Below are 23,811 nucleotides of genomic sequence, written 5' to 3' on the forward strand. Positions count from 1 at the left end.
TAGTAACTAGAAATCAGCAAAAATATTTGTCTTGTGACCTCAACAAATCAACTTATTCTGTATCCTAAATAAATTACGAATTACCCTTTGGGTTCGGCAGTTACTTAACTTGGGGAGACCCCAAGACTGTACTGCCTCACAAACTACGAATTACGAATTACGAATTAGTAATTAATTCAGTTAGCTAGCAACAACTTCAATAGTTACTTGTGCGGTTACTTCTGAATGTAGCTTAATTTCAGCTTTGTAAGTGCCCAGGTGGTTAATATCGGGAAGTGTAATACCGCGACGATCAATTTCTTGATTTGTAGCTGCTTGAATTGCATCTGCAACGTCTTGAGCGGTAACAGTACCGAAAATAGCTTCGTTTTCACCAACCTGCTTGGCAATTTTCAAGCTGCTAATTTTTTCTAAAGCTGCTTGTTGTTCTAAAGCTTGTTGTCTCAGCTCTAATTGCCGTTGACGTTCTTGTTCACGACGGCGTTCTACTTGCTTGAGAATACCAGGAGTAGCATGAGTTGCTAATTTTTGCGGAATTAGATAATTACGAGCATAGCCAGGAGCTACATCTACTAAATCTCCTAATTTTCCCAACTTACTCACATCTTGAGTTAAAACTAACTGTACGCGTTTCACCATTGTTTTTCGTTTTCCTGTAGAATCTCATTAACTTGGGGTGCAGCCGGATAGCTCACAGATGTGTAGCTGTATCCCAAGCGGCTTGGTCAATACCCTAAAGCTTACAGATCCTAGCGAATCGCAGGGGGCGATCGCAACTATTAGGGTGCAAAAAAATTGTATTGCTTATAGCGCCGCGATCGCGCGATCTACCAAATCTAGTCCTTGGGAGACTACCGCATTCCGCCAACCCCGATCCGCAGGCACAAAAACTTCCATTAAGCGCTGGCTTGTCGATTCTTTAGATGGGTGATTTGCTGGCGAAAAGAAATGAGCGCGGTTTTCGGCTCGTAATGCCTCCACTACTTGAATGACTGAATAAGTACCAAATTCTGCGGTAAGATACCTGTAATTACATTGGGAAACTTTTGCCTGACACCAATTTCCCAAACCCCCACGAAACTTGTAAGCAACTTTTCTGGCTAGATAAGGTTCCACATAATTCGCACCAAACTTCGCAATTAGCCATTGGGTAGACTCAGACTCCGGCGAATAATCAATAAAAAGTTTATAGGTTGCCTTCTTACCTAACCCTGTATGTAAGTCAATATGTACGACATCTGTGGCATTCCCCATCCACCGAGCAAAATTATTATCCAGAATCTGATAAGTCTTTGAGGGTTGATGTCCGCCAAAAAATAACCCTTGGGGAAAATCATATTGTCCTACTGGTAGCGTGCTGGTTAAAGAATTGATGCCATAGCGGAGAATAATTGCGATCGCCTTTAACAGAAATGGCTCAAACTGAGATGGTGGTGAAGTTGGATTGAAAAAAGCATTTAACTCACCATATTTTGCCGGACTCCCACTATATACTTCGCCAGGTAGCAGAAAATTACGGTTGAGGTCGATATTCTCCTCATTCCACCGCCTGCGCCAAGCAAAGCCGTAAGGATTCAAGGCGTGTAAAAGTAATAAAGCAATCCCTTGGCTTTGGTTCCAATTTACCAGACGCTTCTCTAGCAAAGCACATTGCACAGCCGAACCAAAAAATCCCTCCACGCCATGCAATCCACTAGAGACAACTACAATTTTTTGCGAGTTGGGGTTTCCTAAAAAAGCCACATCAATAGTTAAATCTGCCCCATCTGGCCCTATTTGCTCTATGGGATATGCTTCTAAGCTACATCCCAAAGCTAACGCCGCATCCCGAAACCGCTTCCGTGCTGCGTTGTAATTAGGAGAAAAACCAGCATCATCAAGCATACAAACACCAAAAACCAAACCCCAAAACCCAAATAGCTAAAATTTATCTTTCATCCCCCTGATCCGCGCAAAAGTCTGCACCGGATCGTTACTTTTAGCCGCTGATTGTAGTGTTGGCTGTTCCCAGCGTAAAAAAGGATTGGTACTTTTCTCCACCCCTATCGTTGAAGGAATGGTAGCTTTTCCCTGGCTACGGTAGGCTTTCACTTCATCAAAGCGTTTTTGTAAGTCAGCGTTTTCACCATCAACAGTTAAGGCAAATTGTAAATTTTTTAACGTATATTCATGGGCGCACCAGACTTTTGTATTATCAGGTAGAGAGCGCAGTTTATTTAACGAGTTCACCATTTGTGCAGGAGTCCCTTCAAATATACGACCACAACCCCCTGCAAATAGAGTATCGCCACAGAATAAGTCCCCTGGTTCCCCAGCTACTTCTGGGGGAAAATAGTAAGCAATGTGCGCGCGGGTATGTCCAGGAACGAAGATGACTCCAGCGACGCGATCGCCAAACTGTACATGAGAGCCATCTTCAAGAAAAACTGTTTGTCCTGGGATTCTTCCCCGATCCTCGACTCCAGCATAGACTGTTAGCTCAGGAAATTTTTGCATCAACTGCTGATTACCACCCACATGATCGTGATGGTGGTGGGTGTTAAAAATCGCTACTAACTTAGCGTTAAGTTCGGTTAGTTTCCTGAATACAGGTTCAGCCTCTGCGGGATCGACAGCAGCGGCGATATTTTGCGTGCGATCGTACAGCAAGAATATATAGTTATCCGAGAGTGCTTCCAGACGAATGACCTGCATAAACTCAATTTCCTCAGAGCAGAACATCAGAGCTATTTGTACTAGCTATACGAATTATTTATATTTTGTTCATTTTAGCGGGAAAAATCATGAGACATCAGCGTGAAAAACCGTATTTTCCCGGTGGTGAGGGTGAAGGTACTTATTAAGTAATGAGATTAATCAGTACAATCTCTCTGGAAAGAAGCATAAATGCGACGCTAGATTAATGTTGTTCTTCTTGTCTTACGACAAAAAGAATTTCGGTCATCAGGCATCAACAATATTTGTTTAATTCAAGAAAATTTAATATTTCAAAAATTTTCCTGCCAACCTTTTGCAATACAGAGGTCTAGCAAATATTGTCATGCTCACTTGCATCTATAGGAGATTTATGAATTCCCCAGCCTTGCTTTATCCAAGCATCAGTACCCCAGCAGAAACTGCTGTGAAGAAAATTGTCGATAAAATTATTTCATCAGGCACAATGAGCCGTCAAGACCATACTTTACTGACATCTACTATTTTGGCTAATGGTGATATTTCTGAGGGAGAACGCCGCCTGATTAATCGTGTCTTCGATCATATCCAAACAGGACAACTGAAATTATTGGATTGGTAATAAACGATAAGTAATTCATTATTTTTTCTGAAAGTAATGAAACTAAACCATAAAGTTTAAGATTTAGCGAATGCTTGTTGTTTAAGCAGCAAGCATTCGCTGTTAAATAATAAATATTATATTAATTATGAATTTTGAAAGAGGATTTATTACTATTTTAACAGGAATGTATTCTTTTCAAGACTGCATTCATTTTTTGGCATCTGTGAGAAAATTTCATCAAGAGCCAATCATTATTTTAATTGACCGAGTTCCGCCAATCTTCTACCTTTTCTTAAAAGCTTTCAAAAATGTCATTTTAAAACCTGCACCAGCAAATGAAAATACTGTTTTAGCATCACGAGAAGCAAAATTAGCTTTATATGTAGCTTCGGAATTCCAAAAAACCATCTACTTAGATTCAGATATTTGCTTACTATCACCAATTAATGATGTATTTGAAGCTTTAGAAATGGAAGATTTATTATTAACCGAGGATGTACAGCCTAGTATTATTAAAGCCACAAATTTATTGAGAGGTAAACAGCAAGATATATTAGCAGATGTTCTGCCAACTTTACAAGCTATAGGTTTACCACTTCAGGAAGATAGTATTCAATACAATGGTGGCTTTATTGCTTTTCGCAAAACAGAAATAACTGCCAAATTTTTTGATGAATTCAAGCATTATTTTGAAATTATCAAGAATAATCAAGATAAATTGCTATTAAAAGACCAAGGTGCTTTTGCAGCTGCGATCGCCACTGTTAAACCAAAGATAAAAGTCTTACCTCCTACCTATAACTATCTCAGCAAATGGAAGGAATGTTACAACATTCATGAGGGAATTAAAGTATTGCACTGTACTTACCCTTACCGACCTCAATATGCTAAAGATGTGACTCGCTCTGTTTACACGAGAATATTCGATAAATTAGCTCCACTATTTATGCCAAATCAAATTACTAACCCTTGGCGTACTAAATAATTTTAATTAATTAATTAATAAATAAGTGAAAAACATTTCCCTAGTATCAATAATAGTCTCTGATTTATCAAGTGCTGCTATTATGCGTGCCTACTTGTTAGGTAAAGCTATTAAAACTTTAGATATTGAGGTAGAAATTATTGGTTTTTTATTTGGCAATAAATTATATAGCGATTTACCAGCAGAATTTAAAATCTACCATTTACCTGGAAGCAATTTTCCAGGCTTTGCTCAAGAAATCCGCAAAATTATACCCAAAATTAAAGGAGATATAGTTTATGCAATTAAGCCGAATTTAGCCAGTTTTGGAGTCGCTTTACTAAAAAAAATATCTAGCAAAAAGCCAATAGTTTTAGATATAGACGACTGGGAACTCAGTTGGCATGGTGGTGATGAGTGGAAATATCAACCCACAGTTAAACAATTAGCTAGGGACTTATTTAAACCAGATGGAGCGCTGAAAAATCCTCATCATCCTTTATATATCAAATGGATGGAGAATTGGAGAAATTATGCCGATGCTATGACAGTACATACTCAATTTCTCCAGCAGCGTTTTGGCGGTACTTTAATTCCCAATGGCAAAGATACATCTTTATTCGATCCAACTAAATATCAACCTGAAGACAGCAGAATTCGCTACGGTTTATCTGCATATAAAATTTTAATGTTTCCCGGTGCTCCTCGACCTTATAAAGGCTTAGAAGATGTTCTCATAGCGCTAGATAAAATTAATCAACCTGACTTTAAGTTAGTAATTGTTGGTGGTAGTCCTTATGATGATTACGATCAGCAACTTCAACAAAATTGGGGAAATTGGATTATCAAATTGCCTAATTATCCTGCTGAAATAATGCCTGATGTAGTGGCTGCTGCTCACATTATTGTTGTTCCCCAAAGAGATACACCCGAAACTCGCGCACAATTTCCACTGAAACTTACAGATGGAATGTCAATGGCTAAACCTGTATTATCCACAAAAGTCGGTGATATTCCCGAAATTTTGGGTGAAACTGGTTATTTAGTTGAACCTGCTAACCCAGAGCAAATTGCAACAACAATTCAATTAATATTTGACGATTTAGATTCAGCAAATGTCCGTGGTAGAAAATCACGTGAGCGATGTATAGAAAAATATAGTGTGGAATCTATGGCTTTTCATTTAAAATCAGTAATTTTTCGGTTGTGAATATATCTTTATAGAAAAATTAAATCTTTTTCACAAACTAATATTTTTTTAAATTTCTCTTTTTAAGAAAATACGTATTTACCCTGAAAAAATTGATCATAAATATGAAAATTAGCCAATGTAGTGACATCGGTAATATTCGTGTTAATAATAAATAAATTATGATACGCAGAACTGATGTCTACCAAAAAATTGCTACTCAGATTTGCCAAGCCTTATCCTGGTTTGATTATTTTGACAATAATTTTAGGCTTTTCCGGAGCATTATTTAATGGTATAAGTACAACTTTAATTGTGCCAGTAATTTTAAGAATTGTCGGGCAAGAAGTAGATTTAACCAATGCGCCAAAGCTTTTAACAGCTATTATGTCTCCTTTTGATAAAGTTCCAGAAAATTACCGTGTTGGGGTGATGGCTGGAGCGATTATTTTCACAATATTTTTAAAAAACTTAGCAAATTATACTGGAAGTTTAGCATCTAGCTCTTTAAGCAGAATGCTGACATCAGATATGCGAGAAGCTGGATTAAAGTTATTATTGGACGTTGATATAGATTATTATGCCAAAACAAAAGTTGGCGATTTAATTAATAAACTAGGTGGGGAAATTGGACGTACAGCGAGTACTTTAGGCAGTACTATTAGATTAATAATACTCTCAATTACCATCTTTGTTTTTATTGGGTTATTACTGTCAATATCTTGGGAATTGACAATTATTTCTACACTGTTGCTGTCTTTAGTAACTTTAATCAACCAGTCTGCTATTACTCGTTCTCGAAAGTTTGGCAAGCAGCTGAGTGAAATGTCTAGTGCATATTCAATTTCTTTATTAGAAGTCCTCAATGGTATTCGCTTAGTTAAGTCAACAGGCAACGAATCCAGAGAATTTCAACATATTAAAAAGCTAATTCGTGCGCGTGAAAAGGCAGATTTTCAATCTCAAGTTAACTCAGAAGCGATCGGGCCTTTGAGTGAAGTCATGGGAGTTTCAGCTTTAATGCTGATTGTCTTATTAAGTAAAATTTTCTTTGCCGATCAGATAGTATCTCTTTCTGCTGTACTTTTAACCTATTTATTGGTTTTATTGCGGGTACTGCCATTAATTTCGCAACTCAATTCCATTCGCAGTAGTTTTGCCAGCACATCTACTAGTGTGGACATGGTAAGTGAATTTTTAAGCTTCACTAACAAGCCATTCATGGGCAACGGTGAGCTGACATATACAAAATTAGAAAAGGGAGTCAGTTTTAATTCATTGTCCTTTAACTACCCTGGTCATGAAAAGTTGGTGCTTCAAGATGTGACATTAGATTTACCCCGTGGTAAAACTCTGGCATTAGTAGGCGGTTCTGGAGCAGGGAAATCAACTTTAGCAGACTTGTTACCCAGATTTTATGACCCAGTAGCTGGCTCCATTACTATTGACGGTAAAGACTTGCGGGAATTTGATGTTATATCCCTAAGAAAACGGATGGGGATTGTTAGTCAAGATACCTTTCTGTTTAATGACTCAGTACGAAATAACATTTCCTATGGCAGACCGGAAGCTAGCGAAGAGGAAATTATCGCGGCTGCCAAACAGGCGAACGCATACGAGTTTATTATTAAATTGCCACAAGAATTTGATACCTTAATTGGCGATCGCGGTGTCATGTTATCTGGAGGACAAAGGCAAAGATTAGCGATCGCTCGCGCCTTAGTGCAAAATCCAGAAATTCTAATTCTCGACGAAGCCACCAGCGCCTTAGATACTGTTTCCGAACGCCTAGTTCAAAGTGCGCTAGATGATCTCAGCCGCGATCGCACAACTTTGGTAATTGCTCACCGTCTATCTACAGTCCAAAAAGCCGATCAAATAGCAGTCTTAGATCATGGAAAAGTAGTAGAGACAGGTACCCACGAAGAATTGTTAGAAAAAGGTGGTTTTTACTCGCGCCTCTATTCAATGCAATTTAGCGATCGTCCTGATAAGAACTCGCCAAGGTTAAAAATCCTCAGTGCTATGCGGAAATACTCAGCGCAGGTTACCTATCCTGAGGTCGTTACTCAATACAATCCAAGCTTAGTCCGCATTTCGCACGAAATTCGGACACAACTGAACTCAATGATTGGATTCCTCAACTTATTACTTGAGGAGCTGATAGATGATGTTGAAGAGCGCCACGAAATCATTGAAGAAACCTACAAATCAGCCTGGAGAATTCTGAATATTATTGATATTTTTGACGATATTGTTAACTTGAAAACGAACAAAAGTTTACTTCCAGTTGTTGAGCAAAATCCGAACAGCTTAATTATCCAACCACCAAGTTTGATTCAAATGTCTTATGATTTTCGGACTTCGCTCAATCTTATCCGCAGTTCTATCCGTTCTCTTGCAGATAAAACATCAGCCACCCCAGAAGAGCAAAATCAATTACTATCAGAATCTTATCAATCTTCTATATATTTATTAGATAAATTGGAAAACCTCGAAGATATTATTACTAACTATAGTTATGAATAAAACAGCTTTAAAGAAGCACTATATATTTTTTGTTGGCGAAACCCTACCAAAACCTGAAGCTCATTTAGTGCAATCTACAAATGCAGCTAACGGAGCAGCAAATCTCGGGTACTCAACTGTTTTAGTTTATCCAGAAACACAAATCAAGACTTTAAATCCAGTTAATTTACTGCTGCCTTTTCAACCTCGACCAACACCCATAGAACTGATTAAATATTACAACCTGCATGACAAGTTAAAGGTTGCTCCTTTAGCTATGCCTTGGCCCATTGATAAACTACACTATAAATTTACTAATTCCAACACCATTGCCTGTAAATATTATTTTCCGTTTCATATCCTGCCAACTACCAAACTTGTTCATAGTCGCAACTGGAATTTTGTCAAAGCTGCCATTAAAAATGGTGTGCCAGCAATTTACGAACATCACCATCATGAAGATAAGCAATTTGAGCCGGAAATTATCAATCATCCACTGTTTCAAATTGCAGTTACCGTTGCCGATACCATTCGTGAATCAATGATTAAATATGGTATGCCACCAGAAAAAGTGATTAAGTTACACAATGGCTTTAATCGCTTATTTATGCAGAGACAACCAGAAAAGGCAGCAGAATGGCGTAATAAATTATTACAACAACATTCACATTTAGTAGTCTATGCCGGAGGTTTACGGCAATTTAAAGGTATTGATGTCTTAATTGAGGTAGCTAGCGAAATGCCAAATGTACAATTTGTTTGTGCAGGTGGTAATACAACTGAAGTCGAACATTATGAAAAATTAGCTCAAGAAAAACAAGTTCACAACATTAAATTTTTGGGCTATATCTTGCACCATGAATTAGCATCTTTACTCCAAGCCGCAGATATTTTAGCTCATCCCCATTGTTTAGGAGCAGCTGCAACTTTCACATCTCCATTAAAATTATTTGATTATTTTGCTTCTGGAACTCCCATTATCGCTACAGAAATTCCTTCATTAATGGAATTTAAAAATACCTCAGCTATTGCTGCTTGGTGTGAGCCTGATAATCCGAGAAAATTTGCTGAATCTCTGCAGCATCTTTTAAAAACTCATCCCAGGAAAGTAGAAGGTTATGCCAATAGTATAAATTTCGTTCAGCAGTTTTCTTGGGAAAATCGAGCCGCTAAAATTTTAAGTTACGTTGATAAATCTTTGCTTCCGCCCTTAATTGCTTAAGTACTTTTAATTAATTATGAATATTAAAACTATCGGGATGATTAGCAGCTATCGAGGTCTAGAAAATAGAGCCGATTGGCTGTGGCAGCAAAGTCCCAAGCCATTTGGAATGTGGGGAAATATCCAAATGCGTGCGCCAGAAGTTAAACCAGATTTTCTACTCATGTATCAGTTTGATTTTATCCAACCATCTCCCCAACAATCTTGGTTAGATAAGTTCCGTAAACGTCAAGCAGAGTCAACAACAGTAGATATTAATTCTTTACTTCGTGGTGTGAGTAAAGAAAGAATTATGTATTTATTGAGGGAACCACCGTTAGAGGAAATTATCGAGATTACTAATCGTAATTATCAGCAAGCTCAAAATTATTGTGGCTATGTTTCTGGCCCCGATGACTTTGCTCCAACTCCCGATTATATGCCTGCGATTTGGTACCATTCTAATTCCTTTCAGGATTTAGATGAAATGCCATGCCCTCCGAAAGTTTCTACTTGTAGTTGGATTACTTCTGGAATTAGTCGCACAGCCAATCATCGCCAACGTTTAGAATTTTTACGTTCTTTACAATCAAATGGATTGAAGTTTGATTTGTACGGTCGAAATTTACCTGCATGGGCAAATATTACCGGAGAACTAAGTAATAAATGGTATGGAATGGCACCATATTTTTACAACTTAGCGATTGAAAATTATACTGGTAATAATTGGTATGTCAGTGAGAAACTTTGGGATAGTTTATTGGCTTGGTGCTTACCAATTTACTATGGAGGCCCTGCTGCTGATAAATTATTACCTCCTGGTAGTTTTTTAAGATTACCTAGCTTAGATAAAAAAGGTCTTGCTTACATTCAAGAAGTAACTGCTACTCCCGATGCGTGGTATGCAGCTAAAGATGCGATCGCAGAAGCACGTCAAATCATTTTACATAAACTCAATCTGCTGAATTGGTTATCAAATTTTGTAGCTCAACACTCATAAAATATGAATGGTATTTGCACTCTGGCGAATGATTATGTTTTTGATCAATTGGTAGCTTTACTCAACAGTATTGATGCAATATTAGGTTCTGAAACTCCTGTCTGTATTTATCCTTTTGATGACCAGACACAACGAATTGCTGATGAAATTACTAAGCGACCTAATGTATTTATTTACAATAACCAAGAATCTATAAATTACTGGGATCAATTTATGGTGTCAGCTGCACCAGAAAGATTGAATCGTAGTCAATCCCGACTTTATGGCGCTCATCGTCGGTTTTGTGCCTTTGATGGCCCCTTTGAGAAATTTATATATTTAGATGCTGATACTTTAGTGATGAACTCACTAGCAACAGTATTTCAAAAATTAGATAGTTATGACTTTGTTGTCTATGACTTTCAATTTAAAGATGTTAGTAAAGTATATAATGTTGATTCTCCGCAATTACTAGAAGTTTTTGCCAAAGAACGGATAAATTCAGAGATATTTTGTTCTGGATTTTATGCTTCTAAAAAAGGTGTATTTTCAAAAGAGCAGATAAAATCTCTAATACTGTCTCTGCAAAATGATGAAAGAGACATATTATATCAAGGTGCTGGCGAACAGCCTTTAATTAACTACATGGTGATGAAATCTCACCTTTCTATTTATAATTTTGCTCAACAATTACCATCTCATGAAGTAACAGGATGTTCTGTCGGCTCTAAGCACTTTGAAGAAAAAGAGCATATTCTTTATGACAAAGGTAATCGACTAACTTATCTTCATTATATTGGTGTACCTCCTAATATCCATCAAGCTGTATGTACTGGTGAGAATATTGATTTTCCTTATAGAGATTTATTTCTCTACTATCGCTACTTACATGAGCCAGAAAAACGTCCACTATTTCATGATCACCCTAGACCTTATGACGCTCCACCACCAAATTTATTCACTAGAGCTTTGAGAAAATTAAAATTAATTAACCAAGGATAATTTATGAGTAGGGGAATTTATATCGTTGCTAACGACCGAGTAATGGATAATGCGATCGCTTTACTCAATAGTATTCGATTTTACGATCCGGAAGTTCCAGTTTATCTCATACCTTTTAATGAAAACTATCACAAAGTTGCAGAGAAACTTAGCACTTTACATAATGTCCAATTGTTCCCAAACTTAGAATTGATTGAGCAATTCACCAACCGCATAGGTGAAATATTTGATCGAGATTTTCTGGCTTTACCCAACAAAATGCGTAAGCTGGTAGCATGGTTTGGCCCTTTAGATGAATTTATTTATATTGATACAGATATTGTCGTTTTTGAAAAAATTGCTGACAATTTAGACAAACTTGCAGAAGTCGATTTTTTCTGCTGCGATTATCATCATGCTAATGACAAGTTACGCAACATTTTTTCGCCATTAGTAATAGAACAGCAAATTTTTTCTGATACGCAATTAGAAGATGTTTTTAACAGTGGCTTTTGGGCTTCATGCAAGGGAGCTATTACTGAGCAACAGATGGATGAAACTTTGCGTGAATGTGCTGCTCATCGTGAATATTTCGATTTTACCGAAGGAGTTACAGACCAACCAATTTTAAATTATTTGGTTCTCAAACTTATTGCCAAACGCGGTAATCTTGTGAAAATTCCTGGCGGGGGGCCTGGTAGTTGGGCTGGTTCTCGCAATTTTCAACAGCAAGGATATACCCTCCATGACAGAGGACAACGACTGAAATATCTACATTGGGCGGGAACTAAGATAAAAGCTGGTAGCCCTTATTGGGAATTGTGGGAACATTATCGCTACCTTCATGAGGGGAAATTTGCTTTTATCCCCAAACTCACTCGCCGTTTCTTTCCCTTTGTTGCTACTCGCAATTAATATCAGGAGTACTTTCATGGTAGATGGTATTTATACCCTCGCTAATGATGTGGTTTATGACCAATTAGTTGCTTTACTCAATAGCATTGAAGCTAACGCCGGCAGAAAAATTCCGGTTTGTGTCATTCCATATAATGAGCAGTTAGATAAAGTTAAGGCAGAGGTTGCAACTAGAGATAATGTAACTTTATTTGAGGATTATACTTCTATAGATTACTGGGATAATTTTGCCACACAGGTATGGGAGAACTATCCCAGAGCACAAAAAACTTGGCGAGAATGGGGATTTCCAGAACTCTATCGTCTACCTATGCATCGCAAATTATGTGCCTTAGATGGTGGATTTGATAGATTTATTTATTTTGACGCTGATACTCTATTAATGGGGCCTATTGACTATATATATTTAAAGTTAGATCAATATGATTGGGTAACAAACGATTTTCAGTATAAATCTGATTTGAAATATGTGTTTGATGGCCCATCAGAGTTAATCCAACAGATTTTTCCAACAGAAAAATTACCATCTCATATATTTTGTGCAGGATGGTTTGGTGCAAAAAAACAAATTTTTACCCAAGCCACTTTAGAAAGTTTATTAAATAAACTAAAGTCTGGTGAAGCGGATGTCATGGCTTTAGGAGGCCCTGACCAATCTTTATTTAACTACTTAGTATTGAGAAGTGGAATTTCTTATTATAATTTTGCTTGTCATGAATATGAGAAGGCAACTGGTAATCACTGGAGTTCTAAATTTGATGTTCTAGAAAATGTTCTTTACGACCAAGGAAGAAGGCTAACATACTTACACTATATGAGTATCGGTGCATCAGCTTTTAGTAAACTTTGTGCAGGTGAATATATCAATATTCCGTATCGAGAAGTGTTTTTACATTATCGTTATTTAAAATCACCAGAAACTAGACCACAAAGCTTTAAGCGTCCCAGCTTGATTTTAAAGTTGCAACAAAATACTACAGATTTCTTCAAGCAAAAAATCGCCAATATTAAGCTCAATTATCGCAATTTTAGAGATAGTATCACTTGATAGATAGGATGTCATAGATTGTAAAATGAATGCTCAGTCAGGTGCGTTAGCGTTGGCTAACGCACCTGAAAGATTATAGACTATTATTAGTGGTAATTAGCGGTAATAAAAATTAAAATTATTCAAACTTACTATTCTTAAATAGAGATAACGATAATAATAACCAATAAATTTTTTAAGTCTGCGCTTTATTTTTTGCAATATAGAGCTTTGGCGATATTCAATCGTTTCATGTTGCTGAAAATAAATTAAAGTATCATCTGCATTTGCTTGACCTTTTTTGATTTTCTGCCTTTGCACCCAATCTTTAAAATAAACAATCCCCTGCATAGCATCCCATTGAACTTGTAACCCCGCCTTAGCAGCAGCCATTCCTATTGCATAGCCTTCTGCACCATAAAATCCATTTAACTCACAGTAAAGTGCGATATTGTTCCAGTGTTTGAGAAATTCTATTTCTTTTCCATCTTGCCTCGTAATGACAAATAGCATTTCCATCACAAACTGGATGTTAGTATCTTCTAAATCTAAATCTAGCTTTTTCGCTAACTTTCGCAGAATTTCTATATCTCTACTTCGCTTTGGTTTATATTTATCATTTACTGAATCAATATAAACTTGATTATGCTTGGCAATACTAGTGCAACTTACAGCAGTTATACCAGGCAGCCATGTCATTTCTGATAGAAACTTATCTAATATTCTGATATCTGCATCTACAAATATACAAGTATTAAATAGTGATATAGCTTTGGCAATTACAAATCTTTTATCATGGTAACAACCAATACTCTGCTGCTGATGTTTAAAAGCTAGAACATTAGGATATTTACTAAATTCTTGGGGCTTATCTGTTAAAATAAGTAAATATATGCCTGGTAAATTTTTCTCAATATCTTGAGCCAATAGGAGAGCATGAGAGCGGTATCTTTCACCTAAGGCTAAAGTACAAAAACAAACTTCTTGTTGCTCTTGCTGCATTGGTTTTAAGTTGCTATATAACATACTAAAAGTATGAATTTTTATTGTCTGAGCATCTAACTAAGTATTATTTTTACATAAACAATACATTCATGCTATGGTGATATTACGTATTGTGCAACTATTTTGAAACTTGAATTTTCATTAGTCAGCAATAATAAATATCAAAATAGTAAATATTTAAAAAATTAAATTACTACCCAGTAATTTATCATTTCAGTTAATAAGTAATAATTATCAAAGCCTTTTTTCAAAATGGTATTAGATGATGGGAATTCATTTATAACAAACAAAAATAGCTGCTAGATACTGATGTCTAGCAGCTATTTTTATTAATAGTAGGAGTAAATTTTGCGGTCTCTAAGATAAAGAATCTAAATCCAGAGATTGCATACCTTGGCGTTCTACAAACTCCAGCATACTTCCCAATTGCCACCAAACTAACAAACAAGTGAACAAACTCATTGGCAAGCCAATACCTAAAGCTAGGATTGGGGGAAAGCCAAATATCTCGAAACCGGAACAAAGAAACAGGCAAACACCACCTGTGATGCCCAAAAATGGGACAATCAGTTGCTTCCAGGCGGAAGGCGGTTTGATATTTTCTGCGCTCTTGTTTGGCCATTTCTGAACAATTACTTTTAAAGTACCAGATAAGGCGATTCCAGAAGTTATAGCGATTAATAAACCAACAACTAGTAGGACATACGGTGGATGCAGAGGGTAATAGTACATGAAAACTCCTTATTGGCAGAGAAATTTAAAAGTAATTGTGGTTTGAGTTGTTAGTTTTGGTTTAGTGCTGAATTACCACCAAAAGTCATAAATGATGTTGCTCTTGGTAGAATTGCGGCTGCACCTTCTCTCGATAACTCTGTTAAAAAGCCGATCGCAACATTCAATAAACGATTTGGCTGTAAGTCATCTTTGACTAGGTTCCACAGACGTTGAACTTCTTCTGTATGCAGACGGTCATCTTCCGTGATTGCTAGCACCAATTGCTGACGCAGAAATTTACCTTCTTCAGACAGCAGAAACTGCAGTCCCATTTGGGCTGTAGGTAGCACATCAAAACTGCCGTCGGTACGTGCGATCGCAATTAGATTTTCTAAGCGCTGCCACTGGAATTTACCATCTTTAAACAGCACATTCAGTAACCGTCGGCGTAGTTCGGGAGATTCGCCTGTTAGTAAGCGGCGGGCAATATAGGGATAGCCTACCTCCACAATTTTGAAATTGGGATTGAGACTGAGAGCAATACCTTCTTGGGTAACTAGAGAACGAATAATTAAAGCAAACTTCGCTGGTACCCGGAATGGATATTCATACATCAATTCCGAAAATTCATCGGTAATAGTTTTGAAGTTAAAATCTCCAACATTTTTACCGATGGCGTTGCCTAAGACTGATTCTAATGCTGGGACAATCGGGCAAATATTTGTGTTTGGTGTGAGAAAACCTAACTTTACGAAATCTGCTGCTAAGTCAGAGTAGTCTTTGTTCACCAAATGCACTAATGCATCTACTAGAGTTTCTTTAGTGGTTTCCTCTAGCTGATCCATCATCCCGAAATCTATGTAAGCCATCCGACCATCAGGCATCGCAAACAAATTGCCTGGATGCGGGTCTGCATGGAAAAATCCATGTTCTAATAGCTGTTGCAAACCGGAGGTCACACCAATTTTGATGATGTCCTCTGGGTCTAAACCTGCGGCGCGAATGCTTTGAGTATCTGTTAGCTTGAAGCCGTTAATCCATTCCAGGGTTAAAACACGGCTATTAGTATAACGCCAATAAATACTGGGGACTTTGACGCTGGGGTCGTCGCGGAAATTGTGAGCAAATTTTTCCGCGTTGCGACCTTCATTGATGTAATCGATTTCCTCAAATAACTTGGTGCCAAACTCGTCCACAATTAAGGTGAGGTCGTGACCGAGATTTAGGGGTAACCAAGGCGCTAGCCAAGCAGCCGCCCAGCGCATCAGATACAAGTCTTTGGTCAAAATTGGCCGTAAGTTAGGGCGTTGCACCTTTACTGCGACTTCTTCGCCACTTAGCAAACGTCCACGATACACTTGACCCAAGCTAGCTGCTGCTACAGGTTGAGGTGACAGTTCACTAAATGCTTCTTGAACTGGGCGATTTAGCTCCGCCTCGATAATTCGGTAGGCTAAATCATTATCGAAGGGCGGTAACTGGTCTTGCAGCTTGACTAATTCTTCTAAGAAATCCTTACGTATTAGGTCAGGCCTAGTCGATAGGGCTTGACCAACTTTAATGAAAGTGGGGCCAAGGCGAGTGAGCAGTTCTCGTAATTGAGTGGCGCGTTTACTCTTGTTCTGCTCTTCTAGATTTTGCCATTCATCCCACTTCAAACTAATAATAAATCCAGCAAAAGACCAGATAATTGTCAGTATTCGCCCCCAGGCTAGCCAGGGACGGTAACGATAATAACTAGCGATCGCGTCTGGATTGTAGCGCCTTAGCTGAGCAGATTGATACTGACCCACGCTTTTATTTGCCTCTTCAACTGGGAAATTGACACTTTTTCTTGGTTTCCAAGACTACATAATAAATGCAGGTATAGGATACCGATATTTTTTATAATGCACAATAAAGGCTTACCCATTTCTGAGTAGTTTTTCCGGCTATATTTTGCCTACTTTACTGTTGCGGTTTTGTTATCTTTTTCTTAATTATACTTTAGAAAACTACAAATATTCCTGCTGTGTAAGGATTTTGGGTACTTGTGTAATTTAAAATACAATTTTGTCTGTGGGAGTACTTGGGCATTGGGTATTGGGCATGGGGCATTGGGCATTGGGCATTGGGCATTGGTAATTTATTCTCCCCCTGCCTCTTCATCTCCCTCATCTCCCTCATCTCCCAGTCACCAGTCACCAGTCACCAGTCACCAGTCACCAGTCACCAGTCACCAGTCACCAGTCACCAGTCACCAGTCACCAGTCACCAGTCACCAGTCCCCAGTCCCCAGTCCCCAGTCCCCAGTCACATCTACAGCCACTCTCCGCCGCGGAAACGCCAACGAGGGAAAATGATCCGCATGAGGCTTTGGGAGGAAAAGAACACTGCTAGCCATACGATACTGTAATGCAAAAGAAAAATATGTGGTGGAAGTTCTTCTTTGGGTATGGGGATTGGTAAAAAGCCAAACAGTTTTACACCACAATAAACAAAGATAAATTCCCAAATTCCAGCAAAGAGTTGATAAGCTGCGGGCCAGTCTCTATCCCAACGGAATTTTTGCAGATAGTTATAAAGTACATCCCAACCTAAACCGAAAATGGCAACATAGGTAAGTATCAAGAAATAAACTGAGTTAGGCCCAGGGCCAATTAAACCCATTGCAAAGGGTAATGATACTAATACGCCTACTGTTGCTAATAGTAATAATCGAGTTTGCCAACGACCAAATAATGTGGGAGTCACGTCGCTTCGCTCCGAAGTCAAAAGTCAAAAGTCAAAAGTCAAAATTAACAATACATACAAAGTACTGTCAGCACTTGAATCATACCCATATTAAAAAACTCCACAGGATTGTGGAGCTTTTCGTAAAAATAAATGGAAAATATTGTTTAAACTGCTACAGGGGAATGATAGGTGCTGAGTGCGTCCCAAGTGATGACATCGTCTAGCAAAGCTTGATAACCCAAGGTATTGGGATGGAGTCCGTCGTCACTGATGCGCTTGCGCCACCAGGTTTCACCACGTTCTATCCATTGGTCGAAAATATCGAGATAAGGAATCCGGCGTTGATCGCAAGCTATTTTCGTAGCTTCTTTATAGCGATACTGATCGGCGTGATTGTAGTAGAAACAATCGAGAAAGGGCATTTTGGCTTCATCAACTGGAACCATACCCACAAATACTACAGAACAAAGTTGTTGTGCTTGTTCTAGTAATTCAGCGATTTGAGATTCAAATAAAGCAAAATCTGTATAATTACGTCCATTAGGGCGAGATAACCGCGCTGAATCATTTACCCCTACAGACAAAATAATTAAATCAGGGACACGATTTCGCAGTTCACCCCGATGGCGAAATTCAACTTCTAGCCTTTGGGCGACTTGTTGAGTGCGATCGCCTCTGACTCCCAAGTTATAAAGAATATGGCCGGAACTATTGGGTAACATCCAGTATCGCCTTAGTTGTTCTACCCAGCCTCCTCTTTCCGGATCGCCAAAGCCATAAACTATGCTATCTCCTAGTGCGATAATCTTCAAAGGCTGACAATGGGTTGGTGCTATGGACAGCTGCATTGAGGAAGGTCGCTCGAATGTTTGCATCTTAAAAAGACTTTATTTTATATCTTTACAAGATTCTATACATTTCTACACCATTACAAAGTATATTTCTACTCTCTACTTTGGAAAGAGTTGATGAAGTTGGGGACTTCCAAGTAAAAAATATGCCATCCCTGCGGGACGCTACGCGAACACTATTTAGGCAGGGAAGGGGAATAACTCTTGACTCTTGTACAGACGCGATTCATCGCGTCTCTTCAACTCAGCACTAAATTGGCGACTGATTAAACACCCATTTCAACCACTGGCTAAAAGAATTGAAGGCGTTTAGATGCTTGACTCCTGGCGCACGGGAATTAGCGAGTGCTTCCACAGCGACTAAGGCGGCGTACTGCAAACCCAAGAAACTATCAACTGCTGCATAGGGGCCACCAAGGGTAATTGCGCCAGCCGCATACATTTGACCTTTGGTGTTACGCATTTGGGCTAACTCAAAATTGTTGGCAACAACTAATCTCCCTAGGTGATTAAGTGGTAAGTTGTAATGCTTTACTAGGTCATCTAATAGGGGATTGGTTTGGACTTTGGCATCTAAACCTGTAGCATCAACAATAAAATCAGCCTCCAGCTTCATTTCTCCCAAGCCTTTTTCACGGATGTGGCTAATAGTGCGGTTTTGGCTTCCCCGTTCTACATCCAGCACATCCCCAAAGGTAATTTGATACCAACCTTCCCTTAAACCTTGTTCGGTAATCTGCTGCCAATCATGGCGATCAGCAGTAGTAGTACCACCCCAGTCTGCGAGTAGACTTTTGCGTTCATCAGGAGTGGCTTTTTCTAGCATTACCCGTAGTTCCCCACTCCAACAGGCTTTAGGCCAGTTAAAGGGTTGAAATTCGTAATGATTTTTGACTAAACGTTGGGCTTTTTGGAATTTGTTACCTTGGGGTTTAGGCGATCGCATTAAATGCAAAACTGTAATATTGCGATTTTTCTTGCGTGCCTCATAAATTCGCTGCACAATCCGCGAAGCCACAATTCCCCGCCCGCGCAACAATACAATTCCACCCTGTTGTTCTAGCTGTTGATAAACATGATCATGTTCCTCATAAGCATTCACAACAGCTTTGAAGTCTTGATATTTTTCTCGATAAGCTTGTAAATCTGGTAAAAACTGAATTGCGGGATAACCTGTTGCTAAGTGTAAATAACGCGATACAAAAAAAGCATAATCTCTCGTCCCGCGAGAATAGGCTACGCAATATCTACCATCTGCAGTTTTGCGAATAGCTCTAACTCGCCCATAACGATAAATTTGTTGCCAACCAATGCGTCGGCATTCCCTATCTATAGAATCAAAAACATTACCAGCTCTTGGGGTATAAGTTTCTATAAATGTAGGTTCTGCAAATACTTGCCATAAATACCTGAATGCGGAATTGGGTTTGCCTTGAGTAATATCATGCCAAGCTTCCCGTAAAGCATAACTAGGCCAGCCCCAAATGTTATCAGGGCAAGAATCAGAATTAGACCTTAATCTTTCATATAAAGGAATTTGCGAATTCAAGCAGAGGCGCTTGTATCGTGCATAAGGCTCTGCTTCTAATCCCAAAGCAACAATTTTGTCAGCACGCACACCGCTAATTCGCAGTAAATCAGTCCAAATAAAACTGCCAAGTCCCGCACCAACTGCCAGATAATCACATTCATCCACAGGTAAGCCTGTAGCATGAAGTGCTTGCACGTCAACTTGTTGCGCCTGAAATGCTGGAGGTGGAAAATTACTACCTAGCGGTGTTACAGGCCGTACAGACGGCAAACTAGGATCTGGAATATTGGTATTGGGATTAAAGTGAATAGTTGAAGGTGGGCTAGTAACTGGTGCGGGTGCTAGTGCATTAATACTAAAGTTCACGGTGATCATGTATGGCCCAATTTGTAGGGTATCACCGTTATTCAAAACAGAGCGTGTTTGTCGTTGACCGTTGACAGATAAACCATTGACACTACCTTGATCAATCACCACCAGTTGATTTTGTTCCCAATCAATCAAGGCATGATAGCGCGAAACTTCATTACTATTCAGCAGCATTCGCGAGACACGCTCTCCCCTGAGTTGATCTGGTAACCTAGCGAATTCTCGCCCAAAAGCGATTGGTACACTCAACCTGGGTTCTCGCCGTTCCCCCGTAGCTGGATCATCCCAACTTAATAGAATTTGTAAATTTGGCATTTGGTCTTTGGCATTTAGTGTTTGTCATTGGGCATGGGGCATTGGGCATGGGGCATGGGGCATGGAGTATTAGTCTTCTTGTACGCTCCCCTGCTCCGTCTGCTCCCTCTGCTTCCTCTGCTTCCTCATCTCCCTCATCCTAATGATTCGGTGCAACTAGCACACTAACTGCTGCTGCTAAGGATGTTCCACACCAGGGACAGCCAACTTGCAGATTTTCCGGGGGAGAGACTTTGTGGCATTTGGGACATTCTAAGCCATAAATTCCTGGTGGGGGTGCGGGTGGGTGCTGGTGATATCTCGGTTGCACCTGTGGCTGCTGGTTGATTGGTGGCCATGTAGGCTGGTTACTGACTACTGGCGGGGTTGGTGGTGTCAAAATTGTGGGCGGAATACTGTTAATTAAAATATTAGTGACTCTAAGTTCCATTTGCCCCAATTGGATCATGCTACCTTCTCTTAAAGGCAGTTCACCTTGGGTTAGTTGTTGTCTATCTACTAGGGGCGGATTTTGCGATCGCAAGTTTCTAATGTAAAACTTTTGCTGTTGGCTATTAAAAAATATTTCTACGTGTAAACCTGATACGGTAGGGTTACTGACAACAATGTCGCACCGGAGTGGATCTCGACCGATGCGGACAGTGCCAGGGTTCTTGCTAGGCTGTTGTTCGTAAATATTCTGGGTTTTATCTTGACCTGCATCATGCCACTGTAAAGTTAGTGCATTCATCGTTATAACTAGTAACTTTTATTTAGTTACTTCAACTCCTTTCTGTGCGATTCCTAACACGATTGGGCACAAGCAAGCAAGTGTTTAGAAAAAACTTTAAATCAGATTTGTGTTTAGTTCTAACGCTGATCGTCAAAATTTCTGCATATTTCTACTGATGGGGTCAAAATCTTTAGAGAATCGGGTGGTTTCGTCATAATAAGCACCTGTTAAATCTGCTCCATACAACTTGGTGAAGTTGAGTTTAGCGCCTCGCAGATTTGCTTCATTTAGCTTTACACCGCACAAATTAGCTCTAGTCAAATTAGCGTTGGCTAAGTTGGCTCTACTCAAATCTGCTCCCCAAAGTTTAGCTCTAGCTAGGTTAGCACTACTCAAGTCTGCTCCCCATAAATTTATCCCAGGTAAAGAAGCTCCAATCAGTTTAGCTTTAATTAGGTTGGCAGCAGGAAAATATCTCTCACCAGCAGCATAAAGCTGTTTAATCTTCTCAGCATCCATGAATTGTATTGACCTTTTCACAAGTGGTTGTCATCGCTTTATCTTGAAGATGCTAACTTGTCAGCAATGCGTGTAGTTTCTGGCAGTCGATATTTAGTGGTGCAGCGTAGTACATAGTCGATTGCTGTAGGCAAGCTAATTCGATGACCACTAGAAATATATAAAGGTTTTACGCCTGTGCGCGTGCGTAAAACTGCGCCAATTGTTTCACCTTGGTGTATTAAAGGTTGCCAGCTGCCTTTGGTTTCTGGAACTTCGTCATACTTGCCAATCAATAAGGATTTTGCTACGCCGATTGTTGGCATATCTATTAACAATCCTAAATGGCTAGCTATACCCAGTCTGCGGGGATGAGCTATTCCCTGACCGTCGCAAAGAATTATATCTGGTAGAATTTTTACCTTTTCTAAAGCATCCAGTACAGCTGGGATTTCGCGAAATGAGAGAAAACCGGGAATATAAGGAAAGGAGGTAGGACGGCGCGCTACTGCTGTCTCCACTATTTGCAAATCGGGGAAACTCAGCACTGCTACAGCAGCATGGCTAATTGTACCGTCCGCTTCAAAGCCCATGTCTACCCCTGCAACATATTTAATGGTTTCTGGCAGTTTATCTTCTATTATTGTTTGGTTTCGCAATTTTTCTTGGATTGCGATCGCTTCTTCTAGAGTCTGGGGCCAATCATGTTGTTGATAAATCTTCATAATAAATATTTTACTTAACAAAAATTAAAGGCTATTTTACCGAAATCTCCCTTAGCAACAGTGTAGCTACTGTTGTCATCAACTTAAAATTCTTTGTACCCTTTGGCTAAAGTTAAACTATCAAAATTATTTATTTGTCTCACTGTGAGAATCGGCAAACTATTAACTAGTTTAGGTTTGATAATGTTAACTTACTGAGGTTAGTAATTAGTCAAAAATTACTATTAAAAAATAGCCATGCGTAACCACATCCCAAATCCGGCAAATGCTTTCCAGTTCAGTTCCTATATTGTTGGTGGCATATTTCTATTGATAGTGGCATTTATTTTTCGTCCTTTCACGATTGTAAATGCTGGGGAACGAGGCGTTGTCATGAAGTTTGGTAAAGTCCAGGATCAGGTTTTAGATGAGGGACTGCATCCTATGATACCAATGGTGACCTCAATCAAAAAACTAAGCGTGCGGGTACAGCAAAATACTTTTGAATCAGACGCAGCTTCTAAAGACCTGCAAAAAATTACTACCGAACTAGCTGTTAACTGGCACGTTGATCCAATACGAGTCAATAAAGTTTTTCAACAAGTCGGAGACCAACAACAAATTATTACTGGGATTATTACGCCTGCTGTATCTGAAGTTTTGAAAGCAGCCACAGCCAAAAAAACAGCAGAAGAAATCATTACTAAAAGAACAGAACTGAAAGAAGAGATTGATAGCAATCTCAAAAATAGACTATCAGCTTATGGTTTAATGGTTGATGATGTTTCTCTAGTCAATTTTTCCTTTTCGCCAGAGTTTAGTAAAGCTATTGAATCAAAACAAATAGCTGAACAAGAGGCTAAACAAGCAGAATTTATTGCTAAAAAAGCGACTCAAGAAGCACAAGCAGAAATTAACCGCGCTAAAGGTCAAGCAGAAGCACAAAGATTACAGCGACAAACCTTAACCGCAGAATTATTGCAGAAACAAGCAATTGAAAAGTGGGATGGACGTTTTCCTACAGTGATGGGTGGTAATGGTTCAGTGCCATTAATCAATATTAATCCTAGTAATCTCTCTAGCACGCCAAATCGATAGTTTTGTTTACGATTTGTAGAGACGCGATTAATCGCGTCTCTAACGTCAAAATACAAGGGTGAACGCTACTTTTCATCAATGTCCAAGTGAAATATCGGATAGTGCTCACCCTACAAACATTGTTTCTTTTAGATGGTAGGATGCGTTAGCGATAGCGTAACGCATCCTACGTTTATTTCTAGCGATAAATATTTAACCGAACAAAATATTAGTTCTTCTTTTCTGTTTCCTGTTTTATTTCTCAGCAAACAGTTTCAG

At 39.0% G+C, this 23,811-nt stretch carries 23 protein-coding genes; 10 read left to right on the forward strand and 13 right to left on the reverse strand.

Features of this window, described 5'->3' with window-relative positions; all coding sequences use genetic code 11:
- Positions 1-180: 180 nt before the first annotated feature.
- The 3 genes from rplI to gloB form a co-directional block, all read right to left on the reverse strand.
- A complete protein-coding gene (gene rplI / locus HGR01_RS28200) occupies positions 181-639 on the reverse strand; it encodes a 50S ribosomal protein L9 (RefSeq protein WP_045872354.1) in 459 nt (152 codons plus the stop codon).
- A gap of 165 nt (positions 640-804) precedes the next feature.
- Positions 805-1,884: a DUF2817 domain-containing protein gene (locus HGR01_RS28205; RefSeq protein WP_045872353.1), complete on the reverse strand. Its 1,080-nt coding sequence runs from the start codon at positions 1,882-1,884 to the stop codon at positions 805-807.
- 36 nt (positions 1,885-1,920) lie between these two features.
- Positions 1,921-2,694 carry a hydroxyacylglutathione hydrolase gene (gene gloB / locus HGR01_RS28210; RefSeq protein WP_045872352.1) on the reverse strand — a complete coding sequence of 258 codons (774 nt, stop codon included), beginning with the start codon at positions 2,692-2,694 and terminating at the stop codon, positions 1,921-1,923.
- Between the two features lie 373 nt (positions 2,695-3,067).
- Between gloB and HGR01_RS28215 the strand changes: the two genes are divergently transcribed.
- From HGR01_RS28215 to HGR01_RS28255, 9 genes are all read left to right on the forward strand, one after another.
- The gene (locus HGR01_RS28215; protein ID WP_045872351.1) at positions 3,068-3,295 is read left to right on the forward strand and encodes a hypothetical protein; all 228 of its coding nucleotides are present in this window, start codon (positions 3,068-3,070) and stop codon (positions 3,293-3,295) included.
- Between the two features lie 127 nt (positions 3,296-3,422).
- The gene (locus HGR01_RS28220; RefSeq protein WP_045872350.1) at positions 3,423-4,262 is read left to right on the forward strand and encodes a hypothetical protein; all 840 of its coding nucleotides are present in this window, start codon (positions 3,423-3,425) and stop codon (positions 4,260-4,262) included.
- Between the two features lie 82 nt (positions 4,263-4,344).
- A complete protein-coding gene (locus HGR01_RS28225; RefSeq protein ID WP_045872349.1) occupies positions 4,345-5,451 on the forward strand; it encodes a glycosyltransferase family 4 protein in 1,107 nt (368 codons plus the stop codon).
- 177 nt (positions 5,452-5,628) lie between these two features.
- Positions 5,629-7,959, forward strand: a complete 2,331-nt coding sequence (locus HGR01_RS28230; RefSeq protein ID WP_045872348.1) for an ATP-binding cassette domain-containing protein — start codon at positions 5,629-5,631, stop codon at positions 7,957-7,959.
- Positions 7,952-9,160 carry a glycosyltransferase family 4 protein gene (locus HGR01_RS28235; protein WP_045872347.1) on the forward strand — a complete coding sequence of 403 codons (1,209 nt, stop codon included), beginning with the start codon at positions 7,952-7,954 and terminating at the stop codon, positions 9,158-9,160. Before HGR01_RS28230 ends, HGR01_RS28235 begins: the two co-directional genes overlap by 8 nt.
- Positions 9,161-9,176: 16 nt before the next feature.
- Positions 9,177-10,139 carry a glycosyltransferase family 10 domain-containing protein gene (locus tag HGR01_RS28240; RefSeq protein WP_194007731.1) on the forward strand — a complete coding sequence of 321 codons (963 nt, stop codon included), beginning with the start codon at positions 9,177-9,179 and terminating at the stop codon, positions 10,137-10,139.
- A gap of 3 nt (positions 10,140-10,142) precedes the next feature.
- On the forward strand, positions 10,143-11,120 hold the full coding sequence (locus HGR01_RS28245) for an Npun_R2821/Npun_R2822 family protein (protein WP_045872346.1): 978 nt from the start codon (positions 10,143-10,145) through the stop codon (positions 11,118-11,120).
- Positions 11,121-11,123: 3 nt separating this feature from the next.
- A complete protein-coding gene (locus tag HGR01_RS28250; protein ID WP_045872345.1) occupies positions 11,124-12,014 on the forward strand; it encodes an Npun_R2821/Npun_R2822 family protein in 891 nt (296 codons plus the stop codon).
- A 16-nt stretch (positions 12,015-12,030) separates the two neighbouring features.
- Complete coding sequence (locus HGR01_RS28255) at positions 12,031-13,062, forward strand: Npun_R2821/Npun_R2822 family protein (RefSeq protein ID WP_045872344.1); 1,032 nt, start codon at positions 12,031-12,033, stop codon at positions 13,060-13,062.
- Between the two features lie 96 nt (positions 13,063-13,158).
- On the opposite strand, the gene HGR01_RS28260 is transcribed toward HGR01_RS28255, so the two are convergent.
- From HGR01_RS28260 to nfi, 10 genes are all read right to left on the reverse strand, one after another.
- The gene (locus HGR01_RS28260; protein ID WP_045872445.1) at positions 13,159-14,043 is read right to left on the reverse strand and encodes a hypothetical protein; all 885 of its coding nucleotides are present in this window, start codon (positions 14,041-14,043) and stop codon (positions 13,159-13,161) included.
- A gap of 360 nt (positions 14,044-14,403) precedes the next feature.
- Positions 14,404-14,778 carry a hypothetical protein gene (locus HGR01_RS28265; protein WP_045872343.1) on the reverse strand — a complete coding sequence of 125 codons (375 nt, stop codon included), beginning with the start codon at positions 14,776-14,778 and terminating at the stop codon, positions 14,404-14,406.
- A gap of 50 nt (positions 14,779-14,828) precedes the next feature.
- Positions 14,829-16,553 carry an ABC1 kinase family protein gene (locus HGR01_RS28270; RefSeq protein WP_045872342.1) on the reverse strand — a complete coding sequence of 575 codons (1,725 nt, stop codon included), beginning with the start codon at positions 16,551-16,553 and terminating at the stop codon, positions 14,829-14,831.
- Between the two features lie 193 nt (positions 16,554-16,746).
- Positions 16,747-16,908: a hypothetical protein gene (locus tag HGR01_RS28275; protein WP_264263947.1), complete on the reverse strand. Its 162-nt coding sequence runs from the start codon at positions 16,906-16,908 to the stop codon at positions 16,747-16,749.
- A gap of 150 nt (positions 16,909-17,058) precedes the next feature.
- Positions 17,059-17,493 (reverse strand): hypothetical protein, encoded by a 435-nt coding sequence (locus HGR01_RS28280; protein WP_045872341.1) that lies wholly within the window; start codon positions 17,491-17,493, stop codon positions 17,059-17,061.
- A gap of 146 nt (positions 17,494-17,639) precedes the next feature.
- Positions 17,640-18,350 carry a GDSL-type esterase/lipase family protein gene (locus tag HGR01_RS28285; protein ID WP_194007732.1) on the reverse strand — a complete coding sequence of 237 codons (711 nt, stop codon included), beginning with the start codon at positions 18,348-18,350 and terminating at the stop codon, positions 17,640-17,642.
- Between the two features lie 226 nt (positions 18,351-18,576).
- A complete protein-coding gene (locus HGR01_RS28290; protein WP_045872339.1) occupies positions 18,577-20,541 on the reverse strand; it encodes an FHA domain-containing protein in 1,965 nt (654 codons plus the stop codon).
- 139 nt (positions 20,542-20,680) lie between these two features.
- Positions 20,681-21,271 (reverse strand): FHA domain-containing protein, encoded by a 591-nt coding sequence (locus tag HGR01_RS28295; RefSeq protein WP_045872338.1) that lies wholly within the window; start codon positions 21,269-21,271, stop codon positions 20,681-20,683.
- 132 nt (positions 21,272-21,403) lie between these two features.
- Entirely contained in the window at positions 21,404-21,772 is a 369-nt protein-coding gene (locus HGR01_RS28300; protein ID WP_045872337.1) for a pentapeptide repeat-containing protein, read from the reverse strand.
- A 38-nt stretch (positions 21,773-21,810) separates the two neighbouring features.
- Complete coding sequence (nfi, locus tag HGR01_RS28305) at positions 21,811-22,476, reverse strand: deoxyribonuclease V (protein WP_045872336.1); 666 nt, start codon at positions 22,474-22,476, stop codon at positions 21,811-21,813.
- A gap of 237 nt (positions 22,477-22,713) precedes the next feature.
- Between nfi and HGR01_RS28310 the strand changes: the two genes are divergently transcribed.
- Positions 22,714-23,553, forward strand: coding sequence for a prohibitin family protein (locus HGR01_RS28310; RefSeq protein WP_045872335.1), 840 nt, complete (start codon positions 22,714-22,716; stop codon positions 23,551-23,553).
- Positions 23,554-23,811 lie beyond the last annotated feature (258 nt).

This window comes from Tolypothrix sp. PCC 7712 (genome assembly GCF_025860405.1).
GTDB classification, from domain to species: Bacteria; Cyanobacteriota; Cyanobacteriia; order Cyanobacteriales; family Nostocaceae; genus Aulosira; species Aulosira diplosiphon.

Bases quoted from the DNA above. Each gene is read 5' to 3' on its own strand.
- HGR01_RS28255 (WP_045872344.1), top strand. From the start codon at position 12,031: ATGGTAGATGGTATTTATACCCTCGCTAATGATGTGGTTTATGACCAA.
- HGR01_RS28295 (WP_045872338.1), bottom strand. From the start codon at position 21,271: ATGAATGCACTAACTTTACAGTGGCATGATGCAGGTCAAGATAAAACC.
- HGR01_RS28310 (WP_045872335.1), top strand. From the start codon at position 22,714: ATGCGTAACCACATCCCAAATCCGGCAAATGCTTTCCAGTTCAGTTCC.
- HGR01_RS28260 (WP_045872445.1), bottom strand. From the start codon at position 14,043: ATGCAGCAAGAGCAACAAGAAGTTTGTTTTTGTACTTTAGCCTTAGGT.
- HGR01_RS28235 (WP_045872347.1), top strand. From the start codon at position 7,952: ATGAATAAAACAGCTTTAAAGAAGCACTATATATTTTTTGTTGGCGAA.
- HGR01_RS28240 (WP_194007731.1), top strand. From the start codon at position 9,177: ATGAATATTAAAACTATCGGGATGATTAGCAGCTATCGAGGTCTAGAA.
- HGR01_RS28290 (WP_045872339.1), bottom strand. From the start codon at position 20,541: ATGCCAAATTTACAAATTCTATTAAGTTGGGATGATCCAGCTACGGGG.
- HGR01_RS28300 (WP_045872337.1), bottom strand. From the start codon at position 21,772: ATGGATGCTGAGAAGATTAAACAGCTTTATGCTGCTGGTGAGAGATAT.
- HGR01_RS28250 (WP_045872345.1), top strand. From the start codon at position 11,124: ATGAGTAGGGGAATTTATATCGTTGCTAACGACCGAGTAATGGATAAT.
- HGR01_RS28275 (WP_264263947.1), bottom strand. From the start codon at position 16,908: ATGAAGAGGCAGGGGGAGAATAAATTACCAATGCCCAATGCCCAATGC.
- HGR01_RS28245 (WP_045872346.1), top strand. From the start codon at position 10,143: ATGAATGGTATTTGCACTCTGGCGAATGATTATGTTTTTGATCAATTG.
- rplI (WP_045872354.1), bottom strand. From the start codon at position 639: ATGGTGAAACGCGTACAGTTAGTTTTAACTCAAGATGTGAGTAAGTTG.
- HGR01_RS28265 (WP_045872343.1), bottom strand. From the start codon at position 14,778: ATGTACTATTACCCTCTGCATCCACCGTATGTCCTACTAGTTGTTGGT.
- HGR01_RS28285 (WP_194007732.1), bottom strand. From the start codon at position 18,350: ATGCAAACATTCGAGCGACCTTCCTCAATGCAGCTGTCCATAGCACCA.
- HGR01_RS28215 (WP_045872351.1), top strand. From the start codon at position 3,068: ATGAATTCCCCAGCCTTGCTTTATCCAAGCATCAGTACCCCAGCAGAA.
- HGR01_RS28205 (WP_045872353.1), bottom strand. From the start codon at position 1,884: ATGCTTGATGATGCTGGTTTTTCTCCTAATTACAACGCAGCACGGAAG.
- gloB (WP_045872352.1), bottom strand. From the start codon at position 2,694: ATGCAGGTCATTCGTCTGGAAGCACTCTCGGATAACTATATATTCTTG.
- HGR01_RS28225 (WP_045872349.1), top strand. From the start codon at position 4,345: ATGCGTGCCTACTTGTTAGGTAAAGCTATTAAAACTTTAGATATTGAG.
- nfi (WP_045872336.1), bottom strand. From the start codon at position 22,476: ATGAAGATTTATCAACAACATGATTGGCCCCAGACTCTAGAAGAAGCG.
- HGR01_RS28230 (WP_045872348.1), top strand. From the start codon at position 5,629: ATGTCTACCAAAAAATTGCTACTCAGATTTGCCAAGCCTTATCCTGGT.
- HGR01_RS28220 (WP_045872350.1), top strand. From the start codon at position 3,423: ATGAATTTTGAAAGAGGATTTATTACTATTTTAACAGGAATGTATTCT.